Origin of the sequence: Variovorax sp. CCNWLW225, from assembly GCF_037204045.1 — a bacterium.
In the GTDB taxonomy this organism is placed as follows: domain Bacteria; phylum Pseudomonadota; class Gammaproteobacteria; order Burkholderiales; family Burkholderiaceae_C; genus Variovorax.
The window spans coordinates 362,191-385,947 of record NZ_JBBCBV010000002.1 but is presented as its reverse complement, the minus strand read 5'-3'; the positions used below and the strand labels follow the sequence as shown (position 1 = coordinate 385,947).

Sequence of the window (23,757 nt, the reverse complement as noted above, 5' to 3'; positions counted from 1 at the left end):
GCGAGGGCTGTTGCAGCCGTCTTTCACCGCGGATGCCCTATGAAAGCGCTCGTTTCCCTGTTGGCTGCTGCAGCCCTCCTGGCCGGATGCGCCACGAGCACGCCCGAGCCTGCGCCGCAGGTTCGCCACGACGCCACCCGGTCGATCTCGAAGATCGAACTCGTCTACAACGAACAGGACCAGCTCACGGTGATGGACGGCGGCGGCTCCGCGATCATCGGATGGGCTGGGGTTTTCGGGCCGGTCGGAACGCTGGTGGCGCTTGGTGTCGAGGTCGGCACCCGGGTGACGAAGGCCAGTCGCATGGAGCGGCGCACCCTCGAGTTCACGGCCGCCGTAAAGAACAGCGGGGCGGCGTCGCTCAACCGGCAATTCGCCGAGCAGCTGGCGGCGCGGCTGCGTACCGGGGGCCGCGAAGTCAAGCTGACGCCCGCGCCACGCGTGGACGGCGAGCTCGCGCAGCTGCACGCAGCCGGCTTCCGGCCCACGCCCGGCTACAGCACGTTGGTGGTTCGGGTCACCACGATCTATTCGGCGCCTGACATGACGTCGAGCTTCAAGCCCTTCGTGGCGATCGAGCAGTCCCTCAAGAACGAGCAGCAGGCCGTTCTCTACCAGACGACTCACACTTCCGACATGGAGGAGCCGGCCTTCCTGGCCTACGACGGCCTGCTTCAGGAGAACGCCAAGGCGCAGGACGGCCTGCGGCAGGGGCTTTCCGAGATCCTCCACACCGCCTATGCCGGCATGTTCGGTGAAGACGAGTCGTCGCGCATGGCCAGCGCGGAAGCTACCCGCACCGCCGGACTCGAGGCGAAGTGAACGGGCTCAGGCGCCGTTGAGTTCCACGCGCCAGTTGCTGGTCTTCTGCCAGGCCAGCACTTCTTCGCGCAGCAGGTGCGCGGACTGGGGGTAGGCATCGGCCCAGTCGGGCGCGCAGACAATCGTGAAAGCCCTTTCGCCCAACGCCGCGAGATGCAGCGCCTGCGGATCGGGATCGCGGCGCGCGTGGCAGAGGATGACCGCCAGGCGCAGCGACAGCAGCTGCATCACGAAGGTCTCGTCGTCCAGCGCCGCCTCTAGCTTGCGCAGTTTTCCGCGCTGGCCCAGGACCAGTTGGCCGAGCGCGTGCAGTTCGTTCACGGCAAAGCCGGGCGCGTCGGTGTTGTCCAGGATGTAGGCGCCGTGCTTGTGATAGTCGCTGTGCGACACCAGCGTGCCAATTTCATGCAGCTGCGCCGCCCAGCCCAGTTTGCGCAGCGCCCGGCCGGCGCGGCTGGTGGAACTGCCGCCGCGTGCCGCCGGCGCCAGTTGCACGAACAGCGCGGCGGCCGTGTCGCCCACGCGCTTGGCCTGGGCGGCATCGACCGAGAAGCGGGTGGCCAGCCGCGCCACGGTGGCGGTGCGCAAATCGGCCACGCCTTCGTCTCGTTCCAGCAACTCGTAGAGCACGCCGTGGCGAAGCGCGCCCTGGGCCACTTTCATTTCTTCGATGCCGAGCAGGTCGAACACCGCCCGCAGCACGCTCACGCCGCCGCCGATCACGGGCTTGCGGTCTTCGCGCATGCCGTCGATGCGCAGCTTGTCGGCGCTGCCGGCCTTGAGCAGGCGGTCGACGAGCCAGTCGAGCCCGTCTCGGGTAATCAGCCCTGGCTCGCCGCCGGCCGCGGCCAGCACGTCGCCCACCGCGCCGATGGTGCCGGAGGCGCCGTAGGCCACGTCCCACTGGTCGCGGGTGTAGCTTGAAAGCGCATCGTCCAGCACGGCCTTGGCGGCCACCTCGGCGGCGCGGAATGCGGCGGGGGTGAAGAGGCCTTCCGCAAAGTGCTTCATCGACCAGGCGACGCTGCCAACGCGGTAAGACTCCATGAGCTCGGCCTCGAGCGCCTGGCCGATGATCATTTCGGTCGAGCGCCCGCCGATGTCCACCACCAGGCGGCGCTCCCGGTCGGAGGCATCGGTGTGCGGCAGCATGTGCGCCACGCCTTGGTAAATGAGGCGGGCTTCCTCGCGACCCGGAATCACGTCGATGCCGAACCCCAGGATGGTGCGTGCGCGCAAAAGAAATTCTTCGCGGTTGCGGGCTTCGCGCAGCGTTTGCGTGGCCACGGCCCGCACCTGCGAGCGCTTGAAGCCGGCCAGCCGCTCGCCAAACCGGGCGAGCGCGTCCCAGCCCCGCTGCATGGCCTCGGGCGTGAGGTTGCGGGCGCTGTCCAGGCCGTTGCCCTGGCGCACCGTCTCCTTGAGGTATTCGGTGCGGTGAATCTGACCGTGGTCGACCTGTCCGATTTCCAGCCGAAAGCTGTTCGAACCGAGATCGACCGCTGCGAGGCGGGTGCCGTTTTGCATTTTGTAGTGAAGAGGGCGGGGCTGTGATCGTAGCGCCATGGCCTGGCGCGCCGCCCCCGGTCGCGTAGCGGCGAGGGTTGGAAGGCTAGAGACCGTGCATGACGGTTCCATGACAGCGTCACAAAAGCTCTCGCCGCAAAGATGGCTTTTCCCTCTATGGCAGGGTGTCACATTGATGTCACACAAGCTTTCTAGAGTCCGTCCCAAGCCCGAAAGGGACTACTTCTTACTTCTAAAAAAGGAAGCCTTATGAAAACGACTTTCAAGTTTGCAGCTGCCGGCCTCGTGGCCGCGGCCTTCGCCCATGTTCCCGCTTTTGCACAGGACGTAACCGGCGCCGGCGCCAGCTTCCCGGCACCGCTGTATGCCAAGTGGGCCTCCGATTTCAACAAGAGCACCGGCGTCAAGATCAACTACCAGTCGGTCGGTTCGGGTGCCGGCCTCAAGCAGATCGAAGCCAAGACGGTCGACTTCGGCGCTTCCGACGCCCCCCTGAAGGACGAAGAACTCCAGGCCAAGGGCCTGATGCAGTTCCCCACCGTCATCGGCGGCGTGATTCCCGTGGTCAACATTCCTGGCATCAAGCCGGGCGAACTGAAGCTCAACGGCCAGGTGCTGGGCGACATCTACCTGGGCAAGATCACCAAGTGGAACGACCCGGCCATCAAGGCGCTGAACGGCTCGCTGGCCCTGCCGGACGCCGCCATTGCACCGGTTCGCCGCGCCGACGGCTCGGGCACCAGCTTCCTGTTCACCAACTACCTGAGCAAGGTCAATGCCGAGTGGAAGAGCAAGGTCGGCGAAGGCACGGCCGTGAACTGGCCCACCGGCGCGGGCGGCAAGGGCAATGAAGGCGTCGCCGCTTTCGTGAACCGCCTGCCCAACTCGATCGGCTATGTCGAATACGCCTACGTGAAGCAGAACAAGATGACGTACGCCCAGCTGCAGAACGCGGCCGGCAACTTCGTCTCGCCGGAAGACACGGCCTTCAAGGCCGCTGCCGCCGCTGCCGACTGGAACAAGAGCTTCTACCAGGTGCTGACCAACCAGGCCGACAAGGGTGCATGGCCGATCACCGGCGCGACCTTCATCCTGATGCACAAGGCGCAGGACAAGCCCGCCAACGCCACCACGGTGCTGAAGTTCTTCGACTGGGCCTACAAGAATGGCGACAAGACCGCCGACGAGCTCGACTACGTGCCGATGCCCGATACGGTGAAGGCCACGATTGCCAAGGCATGGGGCGAGGTGAAGGACGCATCGGGCAAGCCGGTCGCGTTCAAGTAAGCAACCCACCCACCCAGCCCAGAACGGCGCATCCATGAGCAGCACACCGCTCCAGGATGCGCCGCATTCGTCTTTGCCGGAGCGACCCGTGTCATCCACTTTTCCTGCTTCCGCATCCGCGCTCGACCTCGCTGCCGAGCGCGGCCGCGCCACTGCTCCACCGCCCGCCAAGGCACCGCGCTCGGGCCCCATGGCCGACCGCCTGTTCGGCTGGGCCGCCAAGGGCGCCGCGCTGCTCACGCTCGCGATGCTGATCGGCATCCTGCTGTCGCTGATCGCCGGCGCATGGCCCGCCATTTCGAAATACGGCCTGGGCTTTCTCACCAGCAGCGTGTGGGACCCCGTACAGAACGAGTACGGCGGCCTGGTCATGATCTACGGCACGCTGGCCACCTCGATCATCGCGCTGGTGATTGCGGTGCCGGTGAGCTTCGGCATTGCGCTGTTTTTGACTGAGCTTTCGCCCAGCTGGCTCAAGCGCCCGCTGGGCACGGCCATCGAGCTGCTTGCCGCGGTGCCGTCCATCGTGTACGGCATGTGGGGCCTGCTCGTGTTCGGCCCGATTCTTTCCACCTGGGTGCAGCAGCCGCTGCAGAAGCTGCTTGCCGGCGTGCCGTACCTCGGCGCCCTGGTGTCCGGCCCGCCGGTGGGCATCGGCATTCTGTCGGCCGGCATCATCCTCGCGATCATGATCATTCCGTTCATTGCCTCGGTGATGCGCGACGTGTTTGAAGTGACGCCGCCGCTGCTCAAGGAGTCGGCCTACGGCCTCGGCTCCACGACCTGGGAAGTGGTCTCGAAGGTCGTGCTGCCCTACACCAAGGCCGGCGTCATCGGCGGCATCATGCTCGGCCTTGGCCGGGCGCTCGGTGAGACGATGGCGGTCACCTTCGTGATCGGCAACATGAACCAGCTCAATTCGCTGTCGGTGTTCGAGGCTGCCAACAGCATTACCTCGGCGCTTGCCAACGAGTTTGCCGAAGCCGGCGCCGGCCTTCACCAGGCCGCGCTGATGTACCTCGGCCTGGTGCTGTTCTTCATTACCTTCGTGGTGCTGACGCTCTCCAAGGTGCTGCTGGCCCAGATGAAGAAGAGCGAAGGGACCAAGTCATGAATACGAGCACTGCCCAAAACCTGCTGAGCGCCAAGGCGCTTGCAGAAACCCGCCAGGCCAAGTTCGCCTCGCGCAAGCGCGTGAACCAGATCGCGCTCACGCTGTCGCTCGCCGCGATGATGTTCGGTGTGTTCTGGCTCATCTGGATTCTTTGGGAAACGCTGCGCCTGGGCCTTGGCGGCCTGGCGCTTGCCACGTTCACCGAAATGACCCCGCCGCCGAACGAGGCGGGCGGCATCGCCAACGCGATCTTCGGCTCGTTCGTGATGGTGGCGCTGGCCACCTTCGTGGGCACGCCGATCGGCATCATGGCCGGCATCTACCTGGCCGAGTACAACCCCAAGGGCTGGCTCTCGTCGGTGACGCGCTTCGTCAACGACATCCTGCTGTCGGCCCCGTCGATCGTGATCGGCCTGTTCGTGTATGCCGTGGTGGTGGCGTACTTCAAGACCTTCTCGGGGCTTGCGGGTGCGCTCTCGCTGGCGCTGATCGTGATTCCGGTGGTCATTCGCACCACCGAGAACATGCTGCAGCTGGTGCCGCCGGGCCTGCGCGAAGCGGCCTATGCACTTGGCACGCCGAAGTGGAAGGTGATCTTGAGCATCACGCTGCGCGCCGCGCGTGCCGGTGTGGTCACGGGTGTGCTGCTGGCCGTGGCGCGCATTGCCGGCGAAACCGCGCCGCTGCTCTTCACCGCGCTGAACAACCAGTTCTGGACCGCCGACATCAGCCAGCCAATGGCCAGCCTGCCGGTGACGATCTTCAAGTTTGCGATGAGCCCGTACGAAAACTGGCAACAGCTGGCCTGGGCCGGCGTGTTCCTGATCACCGTGGCCGTGCTTGCCCTCAACATCCTGGCGCGCGTTCTTACGCGCAACAAACTCTGATTCAAGAAGAAGTAGCAACCATGCCAAACACTGTCGCACAACCGTCGCGCTCGAAGATCTCGGTCAAGGACCTGAACTTCTACTACGGCAAGTTCCACGCGCTCAAGGGCATCAACCTCGAGATTCCCGAGAACAAGGTCACGGCCTTCATCGGCCCGTCGGGCTGCGGCAAGTCGACCCTGCTGCGCACCTTCAACCGCATGTTCGAGCTCTACCCGGAGCAGCGCGCCGAAGGCACCATTGCGCTGGACGGCGAGAACCTGCTCACCTCCAAGCAGGACGTGGCGCTGATCCGCGCGAAGGTCGGCATGGTGTTCCAGAAGCCCACGCCGTTCCCGATGTCGATCTACGACAACATCGCCTTCGGCGTGAAGCTGTTCGAGAACCTGAGCGCCAGCGAAATGGACGACCGCGTCGAGTGGGCCCTGAAGAAGGCCGCCCTCTGGACCGAGGTGCGCGACAAGCTGCAGCAAAGCGGCTCGGGCCTTTCGGGCGGCCAACAGCAGCGCCTGTGCATTGCACGCGGCATCGCCATCAAGCCCGAAGTGCTGCTGCTCGACGAACCTTGCTCCGCGCTCGACCCGATTTCGACCGCGAAGATCGAAGAGTTGATTGCCGAGCTGAAAAACGAGTACACCGTGGTCATCGTGACGCACAACATGCAGCAGGCCGCACGCTGCAGCGACTACACCGCGTACATGTACCTGGGCGACCTGATCGAGTTCGGCGCGACGGAACAGATGTTCTTCAAGCCGCAGCGCAAGGAGACCGAGGACTACATCACCGGCCGTTTCGGCTGATGCCAAGGAGGCACACATGACTGAAAAACATCTCTCCAGCCAGTTCGACAGCGAACTCAACGGCGTTTCGTCGCGCGTGATGGAACTCGGCGGCATGGTCGAGGCGCAGATCCACCAGGCGGTGTACGCGCTGCTGCAGTTCGACCCCGAAGCGGCCGACCGCGTGATGGAAACCGAGCACCGCGTGAACGCGATGGAGATCGAGATCGACCGCGAGCTGTCGTCGATCATCGCGCGGCGCCAGCCGACCGCGCGCGACCTGCGCCTTCTGATCGCCATTTCCAAGACCACGGCCAACCTCGAGCGCGTGGGCGACGAGGCCAACAAGATCGCACGCATGGTCAAGTCGATCATCGAGAGCGGTTCGGCCCGCGCGCTGCCCTCGAACGAACTGCGCATCGCCGCCGACCTGGCCTCGGGCCTGCTGCGCACCGCGCTGGACGCGTTCGCGCGCCTGGACACGGCCGCCGCGCTGTCGATCCTGAAGGACGACGACCTGATCGACAAGGAGTTCGACGGCTTCGTGCGCAAGCTGGTCACCTACATGATGGAAGACCCGCGCACGATCTCGGCCAGCCTCGACCTGCTGTTCCTGGCCAAGGCCATCGAACGCATCGGAGACCACGCCAAGAACATCGCCGAGTTCATCATCTACATCGTCAAGGGCGCCGATGTGCGGCACACTTCGATGCAGGAAATCGAATCGGCGCTGCAGTAACAACGAGCGCCAGACTCCCCAGAAAGCATGAAGAAACCCCGAGTCCTGATCGTCGAAGACGAGTCGTCGATCGCCGAGCTGATCGCCGTCAACCTGCGCCACAACGGCTTCGAGCCGATCTGGTCGGAAGACGGTGCCGCAGCCCAGCGCGAGATCGACGCTTTCCTGCCGGACCTGATCCTGCTCGACTGGATGCTGCCGGGCCAGAGCGGCCTGCAGCTCGCCCGCCAGTGGCGCAAGGACGCACGCACCAAGGCCATCCCGATCCTGATGCTGACCGCGCGCGGCGATGAGCCCGACAAGGTGGCCGGCCTGGACGCGGGTGCCGACGACTACATCACCAAGCCGTTCTCCACCCAGGAAATGCTCGCGCGCATCCGCGCCGTGCTGCGCCGCCGTGCGCCCGAGGTGGTGACCGAGCGGGTTGAAATCGGCGAGCTTGCGCTCGACACCGCCACGCATCGCGTCACCTGGCAGGGCAATGCGCTCAAGGTGGGTCCGACCGAGTTCAAGCTGCTGGCGTATTTGATGCAGCATGCCGAGCGCGTGCACAGCCGCGCGCAGTTGCTCGACAAGGTCTGGGGCGACCATGTCTACATCGAGGAACGCACGGTCGACGTGCACGTCAAGCGGCTGCGCGAATCGCTGGGTGCCGCGGCACCCATGGTCGAAACCGTGCGCGGCGCCGGCTATCGCCTGACTGCCCAAGTCACGGTTTGAAGAGCGCGGTGTTCATCGGCCGCGGGCGCGGATAATCGCGCGCCATGCCTTTCCGTATTGCTACTTTTCTTATAGCGTCCATCGTCTTTGGCTTGGGCGCTGCAGGCATTTTCGGCTGGAAGTTCGGATGGCTGGGTGCCTGGCTGGGCGCGGTGCTCTGGCTCGCGCTGGACGCGTGGCGGGCCGAGCGCCTGCTGCGGGTGTTGCGCAACAACGCATCGGGGCTGCCCACGCGCGGAGCCGGCGTGTGGGGTGAACTCGCGGAGCGAATCCGCAAGCTGCTGCGCGAGCGCGAGCAGCAGACCCGGCAGGCCGAAGAGCGCCTTCAGGAGTTTCTGGCGGCCATCCAGGCGTCCCCCAACGGCGTGATCCTGCTCGATGAGCAGGGCCGTATCGAATGGTGCAATCAGACGGCGGCCGCCCAGTTCGGCATCAATGCCGAGCGCGATCTTTTGCAGCACCTTGCAAACCTGGTGCGCGACCCGGCCTTCGTGGCCTACCTGGCCTCGTGGAACTACAGCCGCGATGTCGTCATCGATGCCTCCGGCCACGGCCAGGCGCAGCAGCGCAGCCATCCGGTGCGGCTTTCGGTGCAGGTGCACCCCTATGCCGGCAATCGCCGCATGCTGCTCACGCGCGACATCACCGCGGTAGAGCAGGCGGAAGCCATGCGGCGCGACTTCGTCGCCAATGTCTCGCATGAAATCCGCACGCCGCTCACGGTGCTGGCCGGCTTTGTCGAAACGCTGCAGAACCTTCCGCTCGATGCGGAGGAGCGCACGCGGTACCTTTCGCTGATGAGCCAGCAGTCGCACCGCATGGAAACGCTGGTGAACGACCTGCTGACGCTCTCGCGCCTCGAAGGCAGCGCGCCGCCTTCGGGCAACCAGTGGATCCGGATTCGCGCGCTGCTTGCGCAGTGCGAGGACGAAGGGCGCGGATTGTCGGGCCGGCTGGTGCCGCAGGGGCATCGGCTTTCCTTCACCATCGAGGCCGAGTCCGAAATCTCGGGCGCGCCGACAGAGCTGCAAAGCGCCATGTCGAACCTGCTGACCAACGCCATTCGCTACACGCCCGGCGGCGGCGAGGTGGCGGTGACCTGGCGGCGGTTGCCCGACGGGCGCGGTGAATACGCAGTGCGCGACACCGGCCCCGGCATTGCCGCCGAGCACATTCCACGCCTGACGGAGCGCTTCTACCGCATCGACCGCAGCCGCTCGCGCGAGACTGGCGGCACCGGGCTGGGCCTTGCCATCGTCAAGCACATTGCGCAGCGGCACGGAGCTGAACTGCGCATCGAGAGCACGGTGGGCAAGGGCTCCCGCTTTGCGCTGGTTTTTCCGGCGAACCGGGTGCGGGAAGCGCGGCTGCTAGCGAAGTGAACGCTGCATCGTCCACCGCAGCAGGGCGCCGAACAGCACTGCAGTGACCGCGAGCGCGCCCGAGCCCATGAGCCAGAACGCCAGGGGCGATTGCATCGCGGGCCAGGGCCCCAGGCCGCGGTAGGCCAGCAGATAGCTGCCGCCAAGGCCCAGCCCCCACAGCAGCGTGCAATAGATGACGAGCGGCGCCAGCGCGACGCGGTAGCAGCGCAGCACGAAGACGCACAGCGTCTGCAGCGCATCGGCAAAGTGGTAGGCCGCCACCACCAGCAGCAACGCCGCGGCAATTGCCACCACGGCCGGGTTGTCCGAATACACGTGGGCCAGCTTGAAGCGCAGGGCCACCATGGCCCCCGCGAAGAACAGCGCGCAGAGGGCGGTGAGTTCAAACCCCATGCGGCAGGCGCGGCGCGCCTTGGCCGCATGGCCGGCACCGAGCCAGAAGCTCACGCGCGCGCTGGTGGCAATGGCCAATGAAAGAGGCACCATGTAGGCCACCGCCAGCAGGTTGGAGGCAATCTGGTGTGCTGCTGCCGCGGCCGTGCCGAGCCGAGCGATGAACAGCGCCATCAGGGTGAACGAAGTCACCTCCACCAGCACCGCCAAACCCCCGGGAATGCCAAGGCCTGCAAACTGGCGGATCTGCCGCCAGTCGGGTGCCTCGATGCGTTCCCACAGCCGGTAGTCCTTGTAGAACGAACTGCTGCGCAGGAGCCATGCCGCACAGGCCAGCATCGCCCAGTTCACGCACAGCGTGGCCCAGGCGCAGCCCACCAGGCCCATGGCCGGCAGGCCCGCGCCGCCGAAGGTGAACCAGATCGACAGAGGAAGCTTCACGAACAGCGAGCCGAGCTGCAGCCAGGTGACCACCTGCGGCTTGCCGAGGCTCTGGTTCAGCGTGCTGAACAAGCGGAAGAGCAGGGCAGGCGGCAGCGCAAAGGCCAGCACTGCCAGGTACGCCTCCACGCCGGCACGCATGTCGGGAGGCACCTGGGTCCAGCGCAACACCGCGCCAGGGAAAAGCAGCACCACCATGCCGATCGCGATGGTGATGGCGCTCAGGTAAAGCGACTGCCGCACCGAGCGGCCGACTTCGCTCCTGCGGTCGGCGCCGTGCAGTTCGGCCCACACCGGCAGCAGCGCCTGCAGCACGCCCATCAGCGAGACGAACACGCTGATGAAGACGGCCGCGCCCACCGACAGCGCGGCGAGGGCGCTTTCGGCATAGCGCCCGGCCACGATGGTGTCGGTCACGCCGAATGCCATCACGGCCAGCTGGCCGACCAGCACCGTGCCGGCGTGCCGCGCGATCAGACCTCTTTCGCCGGTCACTTGCTACGGTGCGATCTTTTGATAGAGCAGCAGGTCGTCGGTCGCGCTGCTGGGGCGGCGCAGCGTGCCGCTGAAACGCCATTGCTCCAGGGGAATGATGGTGTGCAGCCGCTCGATGGTCTCGGGGCTGACCAGCAGCCACGGGCAGTTGGTGCCAAGCAGCAGCGGCTGCAGGTTGAAGCGGCCATGGTGCTGCAGGGCCGCAATGTGCGCACGGCTGAGCGCCAGTTCGGCAACGCAGCTCGGCTGTCCGACCCGTTCGGCCACCGCGCGCACTTGCGGAACGTAGCTGCGCGCGTAGTCGATGGAGGGCAACCAGAGCGTCATCAGCAGCATCCAGCACAGCGCGGTGCCGCCGGCAGGGAGCACCAGCGTTTTCCAGAGCGCGGCTTGGTGCCGCCCGGTACGCCAGCGCACCACCCAGCACCAGGCGATGGTTGCGGCCAGCGCCAGAACGAACGGAACCATAGAGAACTCGGGCACGAAGCCCGGCACCAGGCGTGCCACGCTGGCCGCCGGCTTGGGCGGCACACCGGTCTGCATGGCGATCCAGTACACCCAGCCCAGCACGGCCAGGCCGCTGAAGAACAGCACGTTGAACCAGTCGATCAGCGCCGCCGCGCTGCGCCGGAAGGTCGGCAGCGCGAAGGCCGCCAGCGTGGCGAACGCGGGCAGCGCCAGCAGCAGCGACCGGTCGGAATAATCGGTGGTCCAGGTGGCGGCCAGCGGCACCAGCGCAAACCAGAAGGGCAGCGCCACGTGGCGCGCGGTGAGTTGCCGCCGCCAGCGCCAGAGCGTCCAGATGGCAAGGGGCCACACCGGCCAGGTGAACCACACCAGCAGCTTGGCCTGGCTGCGCACGTCGCCCAGCACGGAGGTGCTGCTCGGGTGCCTGCCCGGCAGCTGGATTTTCCATTCGAGCAACCCGAGGCCCACGGCCAGCGCCGCGGCCACCAGAGCGACTGCGATCATCGTCGCGAGCGCCCCCCGGGTGTAGATGGGCCCTTCGTCCGTCGTGGTGTCGGCCTTGCGGGCGGTGCGCCGCTCGTAGGCCATGAAAAGCGCACTACCGATTGCCAGCGCCAGCCCGACCGTCGGGCCGCCGCTCAGCGTCATGCCGACCGTGCCGACGATCAGCGCGATAACGGGGCCGACTCGGCGATACGGCAACGCGGCCACGCCGTAGAAGAGATGCGATGCGAAATACAGCTGCGCCAGCGCCGGCGTGGTTTCGTGGCCGAGTTGGGCCAGGCCCAGGCAGGCTATCAGCGCGAGCAAGCCGCCGTCGGCGATGGCGCGTGCGTAGTCGGTGGGCCGTGCCTCGCCGCCGAAGGCAAAGGCCACCGGCTGGGCCCGCGAGGTGCGGGCAAGGTAGTAAACCGCGTACCAAGTGGCGGTGAACGTGCCCCAGAGCATCAGCGCAAAGACGATGCGCACGGCCAGGTCGGGGTGCAGCCACGAGGGCGCGATCTTGATGGCCCAAGCGCCGATCCAGTACGGAATGAGCGCTGGCGTTTCAGGCCGCAGGCCCAGCAGCATGGGGTCGAACCAGCGTGCAATGCCTTCGGTGGTTCGCGCCAGCTCGGCCATGTAGCCGAACGACGTGATGTCTGCGCTCTTCCACGGGCCGCGTCCCACGAGGCCCGGCAGAAGGTAGGCGGCGCATAACAACAGCAACGCAATGCGCGGCAACCGGCGCACGGCGCTCTGGGCAACGATCGCAGGAGTGGGTTGATTCACAAAGATGAGCGAACGGCGGTTTTGGGAAAGAAAAAGGGCAGCGCGGTAAACCGGGCTGCCCTCAGTGCGAAAGCGCGTGCTTTACTTGGAAGCAGCGCCGGTCGTCTTGCCGAAGCGGTTGCGGAACTTCTCGACGCGACCGCCCATGTTGTCGACCGACTTTTGCGTGCCGGTGTAGAACGGGTGCGATTCGCTCGTGGTGTCGAGCTTGAACAGCGGCAGTTCGCGGCCGTCGTCGGTCTTGCCCATTTCCTTGGTGTTCGCGCACGAACGGGTCACGAACTTGAAGCCGTTCGACATGTCGACGAACAGAACTTCGCGGTAATTCGGGTGAATGCCTTCTTTTGCCATGGTGTTTCCTTTGGGGTCGATGCGAGAGCCACAAGCGTGCCGGCAGGGCAAGCTGTTCCTTGGGGAAGCGCCGGGCAAAACGCCCAGCCGCACTTTTCGCGGAGCCGCCGATTATCGCATACTGGCCGTTTCGAGCGAAAGGCCTCCGTAAATGACCTCCAGAACCTTGCGCGCCGGCCTCGTCGGCTACGGCTTTGCCGGCCAGACCTTCCATGCGCCCGTGCTTTCGGCCGTTCCGGGGTTCGAACTGGCGGCCGTGGCCAGCTCGCAGCCGCAAAAAGTCAATGCCGACTGGCCGAATGCAGCCGTGGTGCCCGACGTGGCGGCTCTCGTGGCCCGGCCGGACATCGACCTGGTGGTGGTCGCCACCCCCAATGCGCTGCACTATCCGGTTGCCAAGGCGGCGCTGGAGGCCGGCAAGCACGTGGTGGTGGACAAGCCTTTCACCCTCGATGTGGCCGAGGCCCGGGATCTGGAGCTGTTGGCCCGGCGCAACAACCGGGTGCTGGCGGTTTACCAAAACCGGCGCTTCGACGCCGACTACCTCACGCTCAAGGACGTGCTGGCCAGCGGCGAGCTCGGCCGCCCGGTGTACCTGGAATCGCATTTCGACCGCTTTCGCCCCGAGGTGCGCGACCGCTGGCGCGAGCAGAAGGTGCCCGGCGCCGGCCTGTGGGTCGACTTGGGCGCGCACCTGGTCGACCAGGCTGTCCAGCTGTTCGGAAAGCCCGACTCGCTGCAGCTCGACACCGCGGCGCTGCGCGACGGCGCGCAGGTCGAAGACTATTTCCATGCCGTGCTGCGTTACGAAAGCGGCCCGCACGCGCCGCTGCGCGTGGTGCTGCATGCCACCACGCTCGCCGCCCATGCCGCACCGCGCTACATCGTGCACGGCACGCGCGGCAGTTACGTGAAGCACGGTGTCGATCCGCAGGAAGACGCGCTGCGTGCCGGGCAGCGTCCGCCGGCTGCAGGGTGGGGCGCCGATCCGCTCGACGGCGAGCTCACGGTGCATGGCAGCGATGGCGTGCCGCAAAGCCGCATCCTGCCGACGCGGGCCGGCAACTACGTCGACTACTACGCCGCGGTGCGCGATGCGATCCTGGGCAAGGGCCACAACCCTGTGCCTCCCGAGCAGGCCGTCGCGCTGATGGAACTGCTCGATATCGGCCAGCGGAGCGCGGCCGAGGGGCGGGCGATCCGTATCGTCGAACGCCCATGAAAAAAGCGCGTTGACCGGGAGGGTCAACGCGCTTTTGCGGTGAGCGTGGGAGCTCAGCCGCCGCGACGCATCATGTCGAAGAACTCGACATTCGTTTTCGTCGCCTTCATGTTCTTGAGCATCAGCTCCATCGACTCGATCTCGTCCATGTTGTACATGAGCTGGCGCAGGATGCGCGTCTTCTGCAGGATCTCGGGGGCGAGCAGCAACTCTTCGCGGCGCGTGCCGCTGCGGTTGAGTTGGATCGACGGGAACACGCGCTTTTCGTACAGGCGGCGGTCCAGGTGGATTTCGGAGTTGCCGGTGCCCTTGAACTCTTCGAAGATCACTTCGTCCATGCGGCTGCCGGTATCGATCAGCGCGGTGCCGATGATGGTCAGCGAGCCGCCTTCTTCCACGTTGCGCGCCGCGCCCAGGAAGCGCTTGGGGCGCTGCAACGCGTTGGAGTCGACACCGCCGGTCAGCACCTTGCCCGACGAGGGCACGACGTTGTTGTAGGCGCGGGCAAGGCGGGTGATCGAGTCGAGCAGGATCACCACATCCTTCTTGAGCTCGACCAGGCGCTTGGCGCGCTCGATCACCATTTCGGCCACGTGCACGTGGCGCGCTGCGGGCTCGTCGAAGGTCGAGGCAATGACCTCGCCCTTCACGGTGCGCTGCATTTCGGTCACTTCTTCAGGCCGCTCGTCCACCAGCAGCACCATCATGTGCACTTCGGGGTAGTTGGCGCTGATGGCGTGGGCGATGTGCTGCATCATCACCGTCTTGCCGCTCTTGGGCGGCGCCACCAGCAGGGCGCGCTGGCCCTTGCCGATGGGGGCGATGATGTCGATGATCCGGCCCGTGATGTTCTCGTCGCTCTTGATGCCGTCGCGTTCCAGCTTCATCTGTTCCTTGGGGAACAGCGGCGTCAGGTTCTCGAACATCACCTTGTGCTTGTTCTGCTCGGGCGGACCGTCGTTGACCTTGTCGAGCTTGGTCAGCGCGAAGTAGCGCTCGCCGTCCTTGGGCGTGCGCACTTCGCCTTCGATCATGTCGCCGGTGTGCAGGTTGAAGCGGCGCACCTGGCTCGGCGAGATGTAGATGTCGTCCGTGCTGGCGGTGAAGCTGGTGTCGGGGCTGCGCAGAAAACCGAAGCCGTCGGGCAGGATTTCGAGCACGCCGTCGGCGAAGACCTGCTCGCCGGCCTTGGCGCGCTTCTTGATGATCGCGAACATCAGCTCCTGCTTGCGCATGCGGCCGACGTTTTCGATCTCAAGCGCTTCAGCCTGCTTGAGGACTTCAGACACGTGGAGTGCCTTGAGTTCGTTTAAGTGCATGGAATGACCCCTCGCGGGGTAATCGATCGGAAAACGGGGGGAGGTTAAACGTGAAGCGAGAACTGCTTCACTAACCGGGGAACTCGAACCGGTTGCCTGAAAGGGCCGGTGATCTGTGGGAGATTATGACAGGAAAAATCGTCCGGCCAACGCATTGCGCGCTGGCCGGTTGAAATGTCTCAGGCGAGCTGCTGGTCGATGAAGGCCGTGAGTTGCGCCTTGCTCATGGCGCCGACCTTGGTGGCGGCCAGCTGGCCGTCCTTGAACAGCATGAGCGTGGGGATGCCGCGGATGCCGAACTTGGCCGGAATGTCGCGGTTTTCGTCCACGTTGAGCTTGGCGATCTGCAGCTTGCCTTCGTAGGCGGTCGACACTTCATCCAGGATGGGTGCGATCATCTTGCAGGGGCCGCACCATTCGGCCCAGTAGTCGACCAGCACGGGCTGGCTGGACTTGAGCACGTCGGCTTCGAAGGAAGAATCGGAGATGTGTTTGATCAGGTCGCTGGCCATGTGATGTGTCCTTGTGCGCGGAGAGTTTCGGTGCAGCTAAAGTGCTGGTCATTGTGACAGAAACCAAGGGGTGGGGTGCCGTGCGGGAACGCTATGGCGCCGATAGCAAAAGCCCGTTGCGCGTCGCGCTCCCACGCCCTCCAACCCCTCGATAGAACATGAACGAAGGCCACCCCGTCCGGGCCCTGTGGTGCGACCCCGCCGACGGCGTGGTTGCCCGCATTGCCGCCGCCATCGCGCAGCGCCAGCTGCACGCGGCGCGCACCGTGGTGCTGGTGCCCTATGCACAACTCATGGGAGTCGCCCGCGGCATGTGGGCGCGCTGCGGCAGCCCGGGCTTCGTGCCCCGGTTCGAGACCACCCGCAACTGGGCGCGCAGCTCGGGCGGCTTTTTGCCCACGGGCTACGACATCGCATTCGACATGGCGCGCGACCTGGTCACGGCCCAGGCGCTGCTGTCGCAGGCCGGCTTTGCCGCCGAACGCTTTGCGCTGGCCGGGCGGGTGGTCGAACTGGCCTACCAGCTGGCTCCGCTGGCGGCCGCCGCGTTACCGCAAGAGCGCGGCGGCGAATGGGCGCAGAAGGCGGCCCACGTGGCCGAAGCGGGCAGCGAGTCGGAGTGGTTCCGCATCGAAAGCGCGCTGATCCGCGTTGCGGTGGCCTGGGCCGCCAACTCGGGCTATGCCACCGATGTGTTGCTGCGCGAAAACGTGCGCACGCAGGTCGATGCGCTCATCGTGCTCGAGGGCTTCCAGACCGATCCGCTCACGCAGACGCTGTGCAACCTGTGGGGCGATCGCGCGATTCATCTCTCGCTGGTGCCCACGGCGCCGCCCGCCGCGGCCGCCAGCGCGCACATTGCCGACGACCCCGAAGACGAGGCGGAACTGGCTGCCGCCTGTGTGCTGCGGCACCTGGCCGAGGGCCGCGCGCCGGTCGCGCTCATCACCACCGACCGTGCGCTCACGCGGCGCATCGGCGCGCAGCTCCAGGCGCACGGCATCACGGCGCACGACGAAACCGGCTGGAAGCTTTCCACCACGCGCGCCGCCGCCACCGTGATGAGCGCGCTGCGCGCCTGTGCGCACGACGCGGGCAGCGACCAGGTGCTCGAGTGGCTCAAGAGCAGCGTCGACGGCGATGCGCTCGCCGTGCAGGCGCTCGAGGCGCGGCTGCGGCGCGAGGGCGTGCGCGAGTGGGCTGCCTGGTGCGGGCAGGCCGCGCGCAGCGAAAAGCCGCAAGACATCGCATTGCTGCCCTTCACCGAAGCCGTCGAAGGCCGCCGCATGGCCATGGCCCGTTCCAGGCCGCTTGCAGACTGGCTCCGGGCCTTGCGCGAGCTGCTCGAAGCCGGCGGGCAGTGGGAGCCGCTCGCCGCCGACATGGCCGGTGGCAAGGTGATCGGCGCCCTGTGGCTCGACGCCGGCGCGCACGGCGACGACGACGAATTTCCCGGTGGACGCCACACGCTGGCCGAGTTCACCGCGTGGGTGCGCGACGTGCTCGAAGATGCCAGCTTTGTACCGCCAGCCGGCGGCGACGTGCCGCAGGTGGTGGTGCTGCCGCTGCACCAGCTGCTGGGGCGCGCATTCGGCGCGGTGGTCATTCCAGGCTGCGACGACCGGCGCTTGCCGGCTTCGCCCGAGCCGCCCGGCAACTGGAGCGCTGTCCAGCGCGCCGAACTGGGCTTGCCCGCGCGCGAAACGCTCGAGGCCGCGCAGCGTTCGGCCTGGGCCGCGGCCTTGTGCAACCCTTGCTGCGAATTGCTGTGGCGCCAGTCCGATGCGAGCGGCGAGCCGGTGCGGCCGAGTCCGCTGGTGCAGGCGCTGCAGCTCGACCATGCGCTGCAAATGGCGGCGGACCCACGCACGCCGCGCGAGATTGCGCTGCAGCCGACCCTGTACCCGACCCCCTCTGGAGCGCTGCTGCCGCTGCGGAACATTTCGACCAGCGTCTACGAAGACCTGCGCCGCTGCCCCTACCGCTTCTTCGCGTTGCGCCAACTTGGTCTTCGCAGTGCCGACGAGCTCGACGCCGAAGTCGACAAGCGCGACTTCGGCAACTGGCTGCATGCCGTGCTGGGCCACTTTCATGAGGCGCTGAAAGAAACCCCCACCAATGAGATGGCGGAGCGGTTGGCGTACATCACCGCCGCGGCCGAGCGCGCCACCCACGAGTTCGCGTTGTCCGATGCCGAGTTCCTGCCGTTCGCCGCGGCGTGGCCGGCGGTGCGCGACGGCTACCTGCAGTGGCTTGCCGGCCATGAGGCAAGCGGCGCTGTCTTCGCCGAATCAGAACCGTGGATGGAGCAGCCGCTGGGCCACCTGCAACTGGTCGGCCGGCTGGACCGCATCGACCGCATGCCCGATGGGCAGGCCTTCGTGATCGACTACAAGACCGAATCGGCCGCGGTCACCAAGGAGCGCGTGAAGGACCCGACCGAGGACACGCAGCTTGCCTTCTATGCCGCGCTGGTGGCCGACGACACGCTGCGCGCGGCCTACGTCAACGTCGGTGAGAAGTCGTCCGGCACGCAGACTGTCGAGCAGCCGGTGGTGGTGGAGGCGCGCGATGCGCTGGTCGCGGGCATCCTCGACGATTTCACCCGCATCGCCCAGGGCGCGGCGCTGCCGCCGTTGGGGGAGGGCGCAATTTGCGATTACTGCGCGGCGCGCGGGCTTTGCAGAAAAGATTTCTGGGAAGTCGAACAACCTCCACTTTTGACTGAAGCTGTGCCCGGAGGGCCTGCCCAATGAACGGCGCCGCCTACGAACACAACGGCCGGCACGTCACGCGCGAGGCCTTCTACACCGTCGCCTGCGATCCGCGTCGCTCCGTTGCGGTCGAAGCCTGCGCCGGCGCAGGCAAGACCTGGATGCTGGTGTCCCGCATCTTGCGCGCGCTGCTCGAAGAGGGCGAATCCGCCTGCGAGCCGCACGAGATCCTGGCGATTACCTTCACCAAGAAGGCCGCCGGAGAAATGCGGGAACGGCTCGACCAATGGCTGGAGCAGTTCCCCGAGCGCAGCCCCGAAGAACTGGTGCACGAGCTCGTCATGCGCGGTGTCGATCCCGCGGCCGCACTTGCCGCCGTCCCGCGCCTGAAAGGCCTCTACAGGCGCTTGCTCGAAGGCGGCCGGCCGGTGCAGTTTCGTACCTTCCATGCCTGGTTTGCAGGGCTGTTGCGCAACGCGCCACTGGCGGTATTGCGTGAACTCGGCCTGCCTGCGAACTACGAACTGCTCGAAGACGATGCCGAGGCGCGCGCGCGCACCTGGCGGCCCTTCTTCGAGGCCGTGACGGCCGACAAGGAGGCGCTGGCCGACTACTACGCCGTCGTGGCCACCTACGGCCGCTCGCAGACCGCCAAGGCCCTGGGCGAAGCGCTCACGCGCCGCGTCGAGTTTGCGCTGTCCGACCCGGCGTCGGCGGTGCAGCACTTCAGCGCCATGCATCCTTCGCTCCGAGGCCTGGACGAGCCGACCGATGCCTTGAGTGGAGACCTTGTCAGGCGCCGCTGGCTCGATCGCGCCGCCGCGCTCGGCCGCGAGGCCAACAAGACGCCACAGAAGGCCGCCGAGGCGATCATCGACGTGTTCGGCACCGGCGAGCCGCCAAGCGAATCGCGTGCCGCCGCCTTGGCGCATCTGCGCAAGAATTTCTTCGTCGCGACCGAAGACCGGCTCACCAAGAACCTGCAGAAATTCCCCGCCGCGCAAGAAGCCGAAGCCGAGCTCCAGACCCTGTGCATGGCGCAGGCCCAGCACGCTGCGTGGCTCTACCAGCAGCGCATGACGCGCCTCACGCGCATCCTCGTCTCCGCGTTTGCCGATGTGAAGCGCGCGCACGGATGGGTCGACATGAACGACGTCGAGCAGGCCGCGCAGCTGCTGCTCGGCCAGTCGGCGCTGTCGGGCTGGGTGCAGGAGCGGCTCGATGCACGCATCGCCCATCTGTTGATCGACGAGTTCCAGGACACCAACCCGTTGCAGTGGCAGGCGCTCTACGGCTGGCTCAGTGCCTACACCGGCGCGGGCGGCAAGGCGCCGCGCGTCTTCATCGTGGGCGATCCGAAGCAGAGCATCTACCGCTTTCGCCGCGCCGAGCCGCAGGTGTTCATTGCCGCGAAGAAGTTCGTGCGCGAAGGCTTGGGCGGCGAACTGCTCAACTGCGATCACACCCACCGCAACGCGCGTGCGGTGGTCGGCCTTGTCAACCAGGCGATGCTCGCCGCGCAGGAAGCGGGCGAGTTCGACGGCTACCGCGCGCACACCACCGAGCGCAACGACGAGGGCGAACTGCTCAAGCTCCCGCCTATCGACCGCGATGCGGTCAGCACGGCCGCAGCCGCACCTGCCGACGACGGCATGCTGCATTGGCGCGACAGCCTCGTGACCCCGCGCGTGCTGCCCGAAGAGCAATTGCTGCAAAAGGAATGCGAGCAGGCCGCACGCTGGGTGGCGCAGCGCATTGCCGACGGCACGCCGCCGCGGCAGATCATGGTGCTGGCGCGCCGCCGCAACCGCCTGTCCGCCATGCAGGACGCGCTGCGTCAGCGGCACATTCCCGTGCAGCAGCCCGAAAAGAACGAGCTGCACGATGCGCCTGAAGTGCAGGATGTGGTCGCGCTGATTGATGCGCTGGTGTCGCCCGCGCACGACCTCTCCCTGGCACGTGCGCTCAAGTCGCCGCTGTTCGGCATCGGCGACGACGCACTGGTGCAGTTGGCGCTGCGCCAGCGCGAGCACCCCTCTGTGAGCTGGTTCGCGCTGATCCAGAAGGGCGAAGGCTTGCCGCCGGAACTGGTCGAGGCGGGCGCCAAGCTCAAGCAATGGCGGCGCTGGCTTGCTGCGTTGCCACCGCACGATGCGCTCGATGCGATCTTTCACGACGGCGATGTGCTCGCCAGGTTCGGCGCCGCCATGCCTTCGGCCATGCGCCAGAGTGCCTTGGCCAATCTGCGGGGGCTGCTGGCGGCATCGCTGGAGATCGAAGGCGCGCGCTACGCCACGCCTTATGCGCTGGTGCGCGCATTGCGGGCCGGGGGCGTCAGGGCGCCGTCCGTCGCCGTGCCCGATGCGGTGCAACTGCTTACCGTGCACGGTGCCAAGGGCCTCGAGGCCGACACCGTGCTGATGCTCGACTGCGACGCGCCGCCGCCGCGCGCCCAGACCATGGGCGTGCTGGTCGAATGGAAGGGCAGCGACAGTGCGCCCACGCGTTTCGTGTTCCTGGCGAGCGAGAAAACACCGCCGGGCTGCGCCACCACGTTGCTCGAAGAAGAACAGCGCGCGCGCCACCGCGAAGAGCTCAATGGTCTTTACGTCGCAACCACCCGGGCGCGCGAGCGCCTTGTGCTGTCGTCGGTGCAGCCGGCCCGCGCCAACGAGGGCAGCTGGTGGTCGCGGCTCGAGTCGATGTGCGAACCGGCCGAAGCCGATGAGCCGCTGATCGTGTTGCCGGTGGCTTCCGGTGCGGGCAGCTTCCCGATGAAGCAGATGCCCACGCTCGCGCCGACCGTCAAGGAACCCGTGGTTATCAAGAAAGCCGCCGACGCCACGGTCGATGCGCGCGCTGCCGCGTTCGGCCAGGCGATGCACCGTCTGCTCGAATGGGCCGAGCCGGGCGAGCCGCTGCCGGCCGCGCATGTGCGCGCCGCGGCGCGCGAGTTCTTGCTCGACGCGCAGCAGGCACGCGGCGCCGCGGTGCTCGCCGAGCGCATTCGCGGCGGCGCCGGCGCATGGGCTTGGAATGAGCGCATGATCGACTGGCACGGCAATGAAGTCACCCTGGTGCACGAGGGCGAAACGCTGCGCATCGACCGGCTGGTGCGCGAGCGCGCCACCGGTGCCTGGTGGATCCTCGACTACAAATCTGCCGCCCGCCCTGAGCGCGACGCGGCACTCATCGCACAGATGCAGCGCTACCGCGCCGCCGTGCAACATGCCTATCCCGGTGCCACGGTGCGCGCCGCGTTCCTGACCGGGCAGGGCGAACTGGTAAATCTCGAATGACTCTTTCCCATACCGTCGCCGTGATCGGCGGCGGACCTGCCGGCCTCATGGCGGCCGAAGTCTTGAGCGCGTCCGGCGTGCAGGTGCACGTGTACGACGCCATGCCCTCGGTGGGCCGCAAGTTCCTGCTGGCCGGCCGTGGCGGGCTGAACCTTACGCACTCCGAGCCCTTCGACATCTTCATGAGCCGCTTCGGCGACCGGCGCGCGCAGCTCGAACCCATGCTCACCCAGTTCGGCCCTGAGCAGGTGCGCGAATGGGCTGCAGGCCTGGGCATCGAGACCTTCGTCGGCACCTCGGGCCGCGTCTTCCCGACCGACATGAAAGCCGCGCCGTTGCTGCGTGCGTGGCTGCAGCGGCTGCGCGCAGCGGGCGTGCAGTTTCATATGCGCCATCGCTGGCTTGTCGAAGGCGATGCGCCGATCGCCGCGGCTTCGCTGCGGTTTGCCACCCCGGCCGGCGAGGCCGCCGTGAACGCCGATGCGGTAGTGCTCGCGCTCGGTGGTGCCAGTTGGGCGCGGCTGGGCTCCGATGGCGCGTGGGCGCCGTGGCTTCAGGCGCGCGGGATCGACGTTGCGCCGCTGCTTCCCGCCAATTGCGGCTTCGATGGAGCAGGGTGGAGCGAACATTTCTCCAGCCGCTTCGCGGGCCTGCCTTTCAAGTCTGTCGCCATTTCGTTTACCGACAGCCACGGCCGCCGCTTTGCGCGCAAGGGCGAGTTCGTTGCGACTGCCACCGGCATCGAGGGTAGCCTGATCTACGCAGCATCGGCATTGCTGCGCGACGAGATCACTGCGCACGGCAGCGCCACGCTGCTGCTCGATCTGCTGCCAGACCGCAGCGCCGAGCAAGTGCTGGCCGCCGTCACGCATCCGCGCGGCGCCCGTTCGCTCAGCAGCCACCTCAAGAGCCGGCTCGGCCTGGAAGGCATCAAGGCCGGCGTGCTGCACGAAGTGCTGAGCCGAGAGGCCATGCAAGACCCTGCGCAGCTGGCAGCAACCATCAAGGCCGTACCGCTGCGGCTGGTTGCGGCACGCCCCATCGATGAAGCCATCAGCACCGCGGGTGGTGTGCGCTTCGATGCGCTGGACGAAGGGCTCATGGCGAGCGCATTGCCGGGCGTGTTCGTTGCGGGGGAAATGCTCGATTGGGAGGCGCCGACCGGCGGTTACCTGCTGACGGCCTCCATGGCCAGTGGTGCGGCCGCGGCCCGCGGAGCGATCGAACGACTGGGGCGTTGAACGCCTCGCACCGGTAGATTCCGGCGCGAGAGATTTGAGCTGCAAGCCTGGCACAGGCTTGCAGTTTTTCAGGTGTTGTCTTTGATGGTCTTGGTGACGCCGTTCGCTTTCACCGATGCAATTCCCACCTCGCGCGCTTGCTCCGACGCATACATCTGGCTTGTGCCGATGACCTGATGGTTCATGGCCTTGAGATTGAAGAACAGCTTGTCGTTGGTGCTGGTCTTCTTTTCATAGCGGTCATCCGCCGCGCAGTTGGCTTGCACGGACGCAATGCCGTTTTCTGCCGAACTCCTGGCCACGTATTGCTCGCTGCTCAAGATACTCTCTGCGTTGCCTGCCTTCAGAACAAAATAGTACTGATCATTGGTGCTCTTGTTCAGTTCAAACCAGCCTGCCATCTGAGTGCTCCTGTGATGCGGGGAAGTGACAACACCGAGGGCGCCGGTTTTCCCACCAGATTCAAAATCGAATCCGCGCCAGCCTATAGGCCCGCGAGCGCAACGGACGAGTCTGGCGTAAAGGAACTTAGAAGGACACTGCAATTGTTCACGAACAGAACCCGCAGATGCGTTGGTGTGTGGGTTCCGCTGGCGGGGGCGCACAGCCCTTTGGGCGCGCGCAAGTTCTTGAGAACTCGCGGTTTTTTGATGTTAGGTTGACGAGCCTTACCCCTGGCACTGACTACGCAGTTAGGGCTGCTTGGTTCCCCACCTGACCCGGTTGGCCACTTCACCATGCAGGGAGGCCCGTCAAAGGCTATTGTAACC

General features: G+C 66.4%; 19 protein-coding genes and 1 other RNA gene. 12 read left to right on the top strand and 8 right to left on the bottom strand.

Annotation, left to right across the window (positions count from 1 at the left end; translation table 11 throughout):
- Positions 1–60: 60 nt before the first annotated feature.
- Positions 61–822, top strand: coding sequence for a hypothetical protein (locus tag V9L20_RS06385; protein ID WP_337295923.1), 762 nt, complete (start codon positions 61–63; stop codon positions 820–822).
- Positions 823–828: 6 nt separating this feature from the next.
- Here V9L20_RS06385 and V9L20_RS06380 read toward each other — a convergent pair whose 3' ends face one another.
- Positions 829–2,349: a Ppx/GppA phosphatase family protein gene (locus V9L20_RS06380; protein WP_337295922.1), complete on the bottom strand. Its 1,521-nt coding sequence runs from the start codon at positions 2,347–2,349 to the stop codon at positions 829–831.
- A gap of 249 nt (positions 2,350–2,598) precedes the next feature.
- Between V9L20_RS06380 and pstS the strand changes: the two genes are divergently transcribed.
- Genes pstS through phoR form a run of 7 tightly spaced genes read left to right on the top strand, consistent with a single transcriptional unit; the run spans position 2,599 to position 9,257 of the window.
- Positions 2,599–3,636 (top strand): phosphate ABC transporter substrate-binding protein PstS, encoded by a 1,038-nt coding sequence (gene pstS, locus V9L20_RS06375; protein WP_126746522.1) that lies wholly within the window; start codon positions 2,599–2,601, stop codon positions 3,634–3,636.
- Positions 3,637–3,670: 34 nt separating this feature from the next.
- Positions 3,671–4,750 (top strand): phosphate ABC transporter permease subunit PstC, encoded by a 1,080-nt coding sequence (gene pstC, locus V9L20_RS06370; protein ID WP_126746521.1) that lies wholly within the window; start codon positions 3,671–3,673, stop codon positions 4,748–4,750.
- Positions 4,747–5,637, top strand: coding sequence for a phosphate ABC transporter permease PstA (pstA, locus tag V9L20_RS06365; protein ID WP_126746520.1), 891 nt, complete (start codon positions 4,747–4,749; stop codon positions 5,635–5,637). The genes pstC and pstA overlap by 4 nt, the downstream gene beginning before the upstream one ends.
- Positions 5,638–5,657: 20 nt before the next feature.
- Positions 5,658–6,437 (top strand): phosphate ABC transporter ATP-binding protein PstB, encoded by a 780-nt coding sequence (pstB, locus tag V9L20_RS06360; RefSeq protein ID WP_021007056.1) that lies wholly within the window; start codon positions 5,658–5,660, stop codon positions 6,435–6,437.
- Between the two features lie 16 nt (positions 6,438–6,453).
- Positions 6,454–7,155, top strand: coding sequence for a phosphate signaling complex protein PhoU (gene phoU / locus V9L20_RS06355; RefSeq protein WP_126746519.1), 702 nt, complete (start codon positions 6,454–6,456; stop codon positions 7,153–7,155).
- Between the two features lie 27 nt (positions 7,156–7,182).
- A complete protein-coding gene (gene phoB, locus V9L20_RS06350) occupies positions 7,183–7,875 on the top strand; it encodes a phosphate regulon transcriptional regulator PhoB (RefSeq protein WP_126746518.1) in 693 nt (230 codons plus the stop codon).
- Positions 7,876–7,919: 44 nt separating this feature from the next.
- Complete coding sequence (gene phoR, locus V9L20_RS06345; protein ID WP_337295921.1) at positions 7,920–9,257, top strand: phosphate regulon sensor histidine kinase PhoR; 1,338 nt, start codon at positions 7,920–7,922, stop codon at positions 9,255–9,257.
- Here the strand turns inward: phoR and V9L20_RS06340 are convergent.
- The 3 genes from V9L20_RS06340 to V9L20_RS06330 all read right to left on the bottom strand — a co-directional run bounded on the left by V9L20_RS06340 (position 9,246) and on the right by V9L20_RS06330 (position 12,680).
- Positions 9,246–10,589, bottom strand: coding sequence for an MATE family efflux transporter (locus V9L20_RS06340; protein WP_337295920.1), 1,344 nt, complete (start codon positions 10,587–10,589; stop codon positions 9,246–9,248). The genes phoR and V9L20_RS06340 overlap by 12 nt on opposite strands.
- A gap of 3 nt (positions 10,590–10,592) precedes the next feature.
- Positions 10,593–12,329: a hypothetical protein gene (locus V9L20_RS06335; RefSeq protein ID WP_337295919.1), complete on the bottom strand. Its 1,737-nt coding sequence runs from the start codon at positions 12,327–12,329 to the stop codon at positions 10,593–10,595.
- Between the two features lie 81 nt (positions 12,330–12,410).
- A complete protein-coding gene (locus V9L20_RS06330) occupies positions 12,411–12,680 on the bottom strand; it encodes a type B 50S ribosomal protein L31 (RefSeq protein WP_019653042.1) in 270 nt (89 codons plus the stop codon).
- A gap of 151 nt (positions 12,681–12,831) precedes the next feature.
- Here V9L20_RS06330 and V9L20_RS06325 point away from each other — a divergent pair, with 151 nt between their 5' ends.
- On the top strand, positions 12,832–13,902 hold the full coding sequence (locus tag V9L20_RS06325; protein WP_337295918.1) for an oxidoreductase: 1,071 nt from the start codon (positions 12,832–12,834) through the stop codon (positions 13,900–13,902).
- A 53-nt stretch (positions 13,903–13,955) separates the two neighbouring features.
- Here V9L20_RS06325 and rho read toward each other — a convergent pair whose 3' ends face one another.
- Both rho and trxA read right to left on the bottom strand, forming a co-directional pair.
- On the bottom strand, positions 13,956–15,221 hold the full coding sequence (gene rho / locus V9L20_RS06320) for a transcription termination factor Rho (protein ID WP_012747432.1): 1,266 nt from the start codon (positions 15,219–15,221) through the stop codon (positions 13,956–13,958).
- A 179-nt stretch (positions 15,222–15,400) separates the two neighbouring features.
- Positions 15,401–15,733, bottom strand: coding sequence for a thioredoxin TrxA (gene trxA, locus V9L20_RS06315; RefSeq protein ID WP_012747433.1), 333 nt, complete (start codon positions 15,731–15,733; stop codon positions 15,401–15,403).
- Between the two features lie 158 nt (positions 15,734–15,891).
- On the opposite strand from trxA, the gene V9L20_RS06310 reads away from it, so the two are divergent.
- From V9L20_RS06310 to V9L20_RS06300, 3 genes are read left to right on the top strand one after another with little or no spacing between them, the layout of a single operon-like run.
- The gene (locus tag V9L20_RS06310) at positions 15,892–18,489 is read left to right on the top strand and encodes a PD-(D/E)XK nuclease family protein (protein ID WP_337295917.1); all 2,598 of its coding nucleotides are present in this window, start codon (positions 15,892–15,894) and stop codon (positions 18,487–18,489) included.
- Positions 18,486–21,746, top strand: a complete 3,261-nt coding sequence (locus V9L20_RS06305) for a UvrD-helicase domain-containing protein (protein ID WP_337295916.1) — start codon at positions 18,486–18,488, stop codon at positions 21,744–21,746. Before V9L20_RS06310 ends, V9L20_RS06305 begins: the two co-directional genes overlap by 4 nt.
- Positions 21,743–22,987, top strand: coding sequence for a TIGR03862 family flavoprotein (locus tag V9L20_RS06300; protein ID WP_337295915.1), 1,245 nt, complete (start codon positions 21,743–21,745; stop codon positions 22,985–22,987). The genes V9L20_RS06305 and V9L20_RS06300 overlap by 4 nt, the downstream gene beginning before the upstream one ends.
- 68 nt (positions 22,988–23,055) lie before the next feature.
- Here V9L20_RS06300 and V9L20_RS06295 read toward each other — a convergent pair whose 3' ends face one another.
- The gene (locus V9L20_RS06295) at positions 23,056–23,388 is read right to left on the bottom strand and encodes a YegP family protein (RefSeq protein ID WP_337295914.1); all 333 of its coding nucleotides are present in this window, start codon (positions 23,386–23,388) and stop codon (positions 23,056–23,058) included.
- A 256-nt stretch (positions 23,389–23,644) separates the two neighbouring features.
- An RNA gene (ffs, locus tag V9L20_RS06290) (signal recognition particle sRNA small type) lies at positions 23,645–23,741 on the bottom strand.
- Positions 23,742–23,757 lie beyond the last annotated feature (16 nt).

Bases quoted from the DNA above. Each gene is read 5' to 3' on its own strand.
- V9L20_RS06325 (WP_337295918.1), top strand. From the start codon at position 12,832: ATGACCTCCAGAACCTTGCGCGCCGGCCTCGTCGGCTACGGCTTTGCC.
- V9L20_RS06295 (WP_337295914.1), bottom strand. From the start codon at position 23,388: ATGGCAGGCTGGTTTGAACTGAACAAGAGCACCAATGATCAGTACTAT.
- rho (WP_012747432.1), bottom strand. From the start codon at position 15,221: ATGCACTTAAACGAACTCAAGGCACTCCACGTGTCTGAAGTCCTCAAG.
- V9L20_RS06300 (WP_337295915.1), top strand. From the start codon at position 21,743: ATGACTCTTTCCCATACCGTCGCCGTGATCGGCGGCGGACCTGCCGGC.
- phoR (WP_337295921.1), top strand. From the start codon at position 7,920: ATGCCTTTCCGTATTGCTACTTTTCTTATAGCGTCCATCGTCTTTGGC.
- pstS (WP_126746522.1), top strand. From the start codon at position 2,599: ATGAAAACGACTTTCAAGTTTGCAGCTGCCGGCCTCGTGGCCGCGGCC.
- pstB (WP_021007056.1), top strand. From the start codon at position 5,658: ATGCCAAACACTGTCGCACAACCGTCGCGCTCGAAGATCTCGGTCAAG.
- V9L20_RS06330 (WP_019653042.1), bottom strand. From the start codon at position 12,680: ATGGCAAAAGAAGGCATTCACCCGAATTACCGCGAAGTTCTGTTCGTC.
- phoU (WP_126746519.1), top strand. From the start codon at position 6,454: ATGACTGAAAAACATCTCTCCAGCCAGTTCGACAGCGAACTCAACGGC.
- trxA (WP_012747433.1), bottom strand. From the start codon at position 15,733: ATGGCCAGCGACCTGATCAAACACATCTCCGATTCTTCCTTCGAAGCC.
- V9L20_RS06305 (WP_337295916.1), top strand. From the start codon at position 18,486: ATGAACGGCGCCGCCTACGAACACAACGGCCGGCACGTCACGCGCGAG.
- pstC (WP_126746521.1), top strand. From the start codon at position 3,671: ATGAGCAGCACACCGCTCCAGGATGCGCCGCATTCGTCTTTGCCGGAG.
- phoB (WP_126746518.1), top strand. From the start codon at position 7,183: ATGAAGAAACCCCGAGTCCTGATCGTCGAAGACGAGTCGTCGATCGCC.
- V9L20_RS06310 (WP_337295917.1), top strand. From the start codon at position 15,892: ATGAACGAAGGCCACCCCGTCCGGGCCCTGTGGTGCGACCCCGCCGAC.
- pstA (WP_126746520.1), top strand. From the start codon at position 4,747: ATGAATACGAGCACTGCCCAAAACCTGCTGAGCGCCAAGGCGCTTGCA.
- V9L20_RS06380 (WP_337295922.1), bottom strand. From the start codon at position 2,349: ATGCAAAACGGCACCCGCCTCGCAGCGGTCGATCTCGGTTCGAACAGC.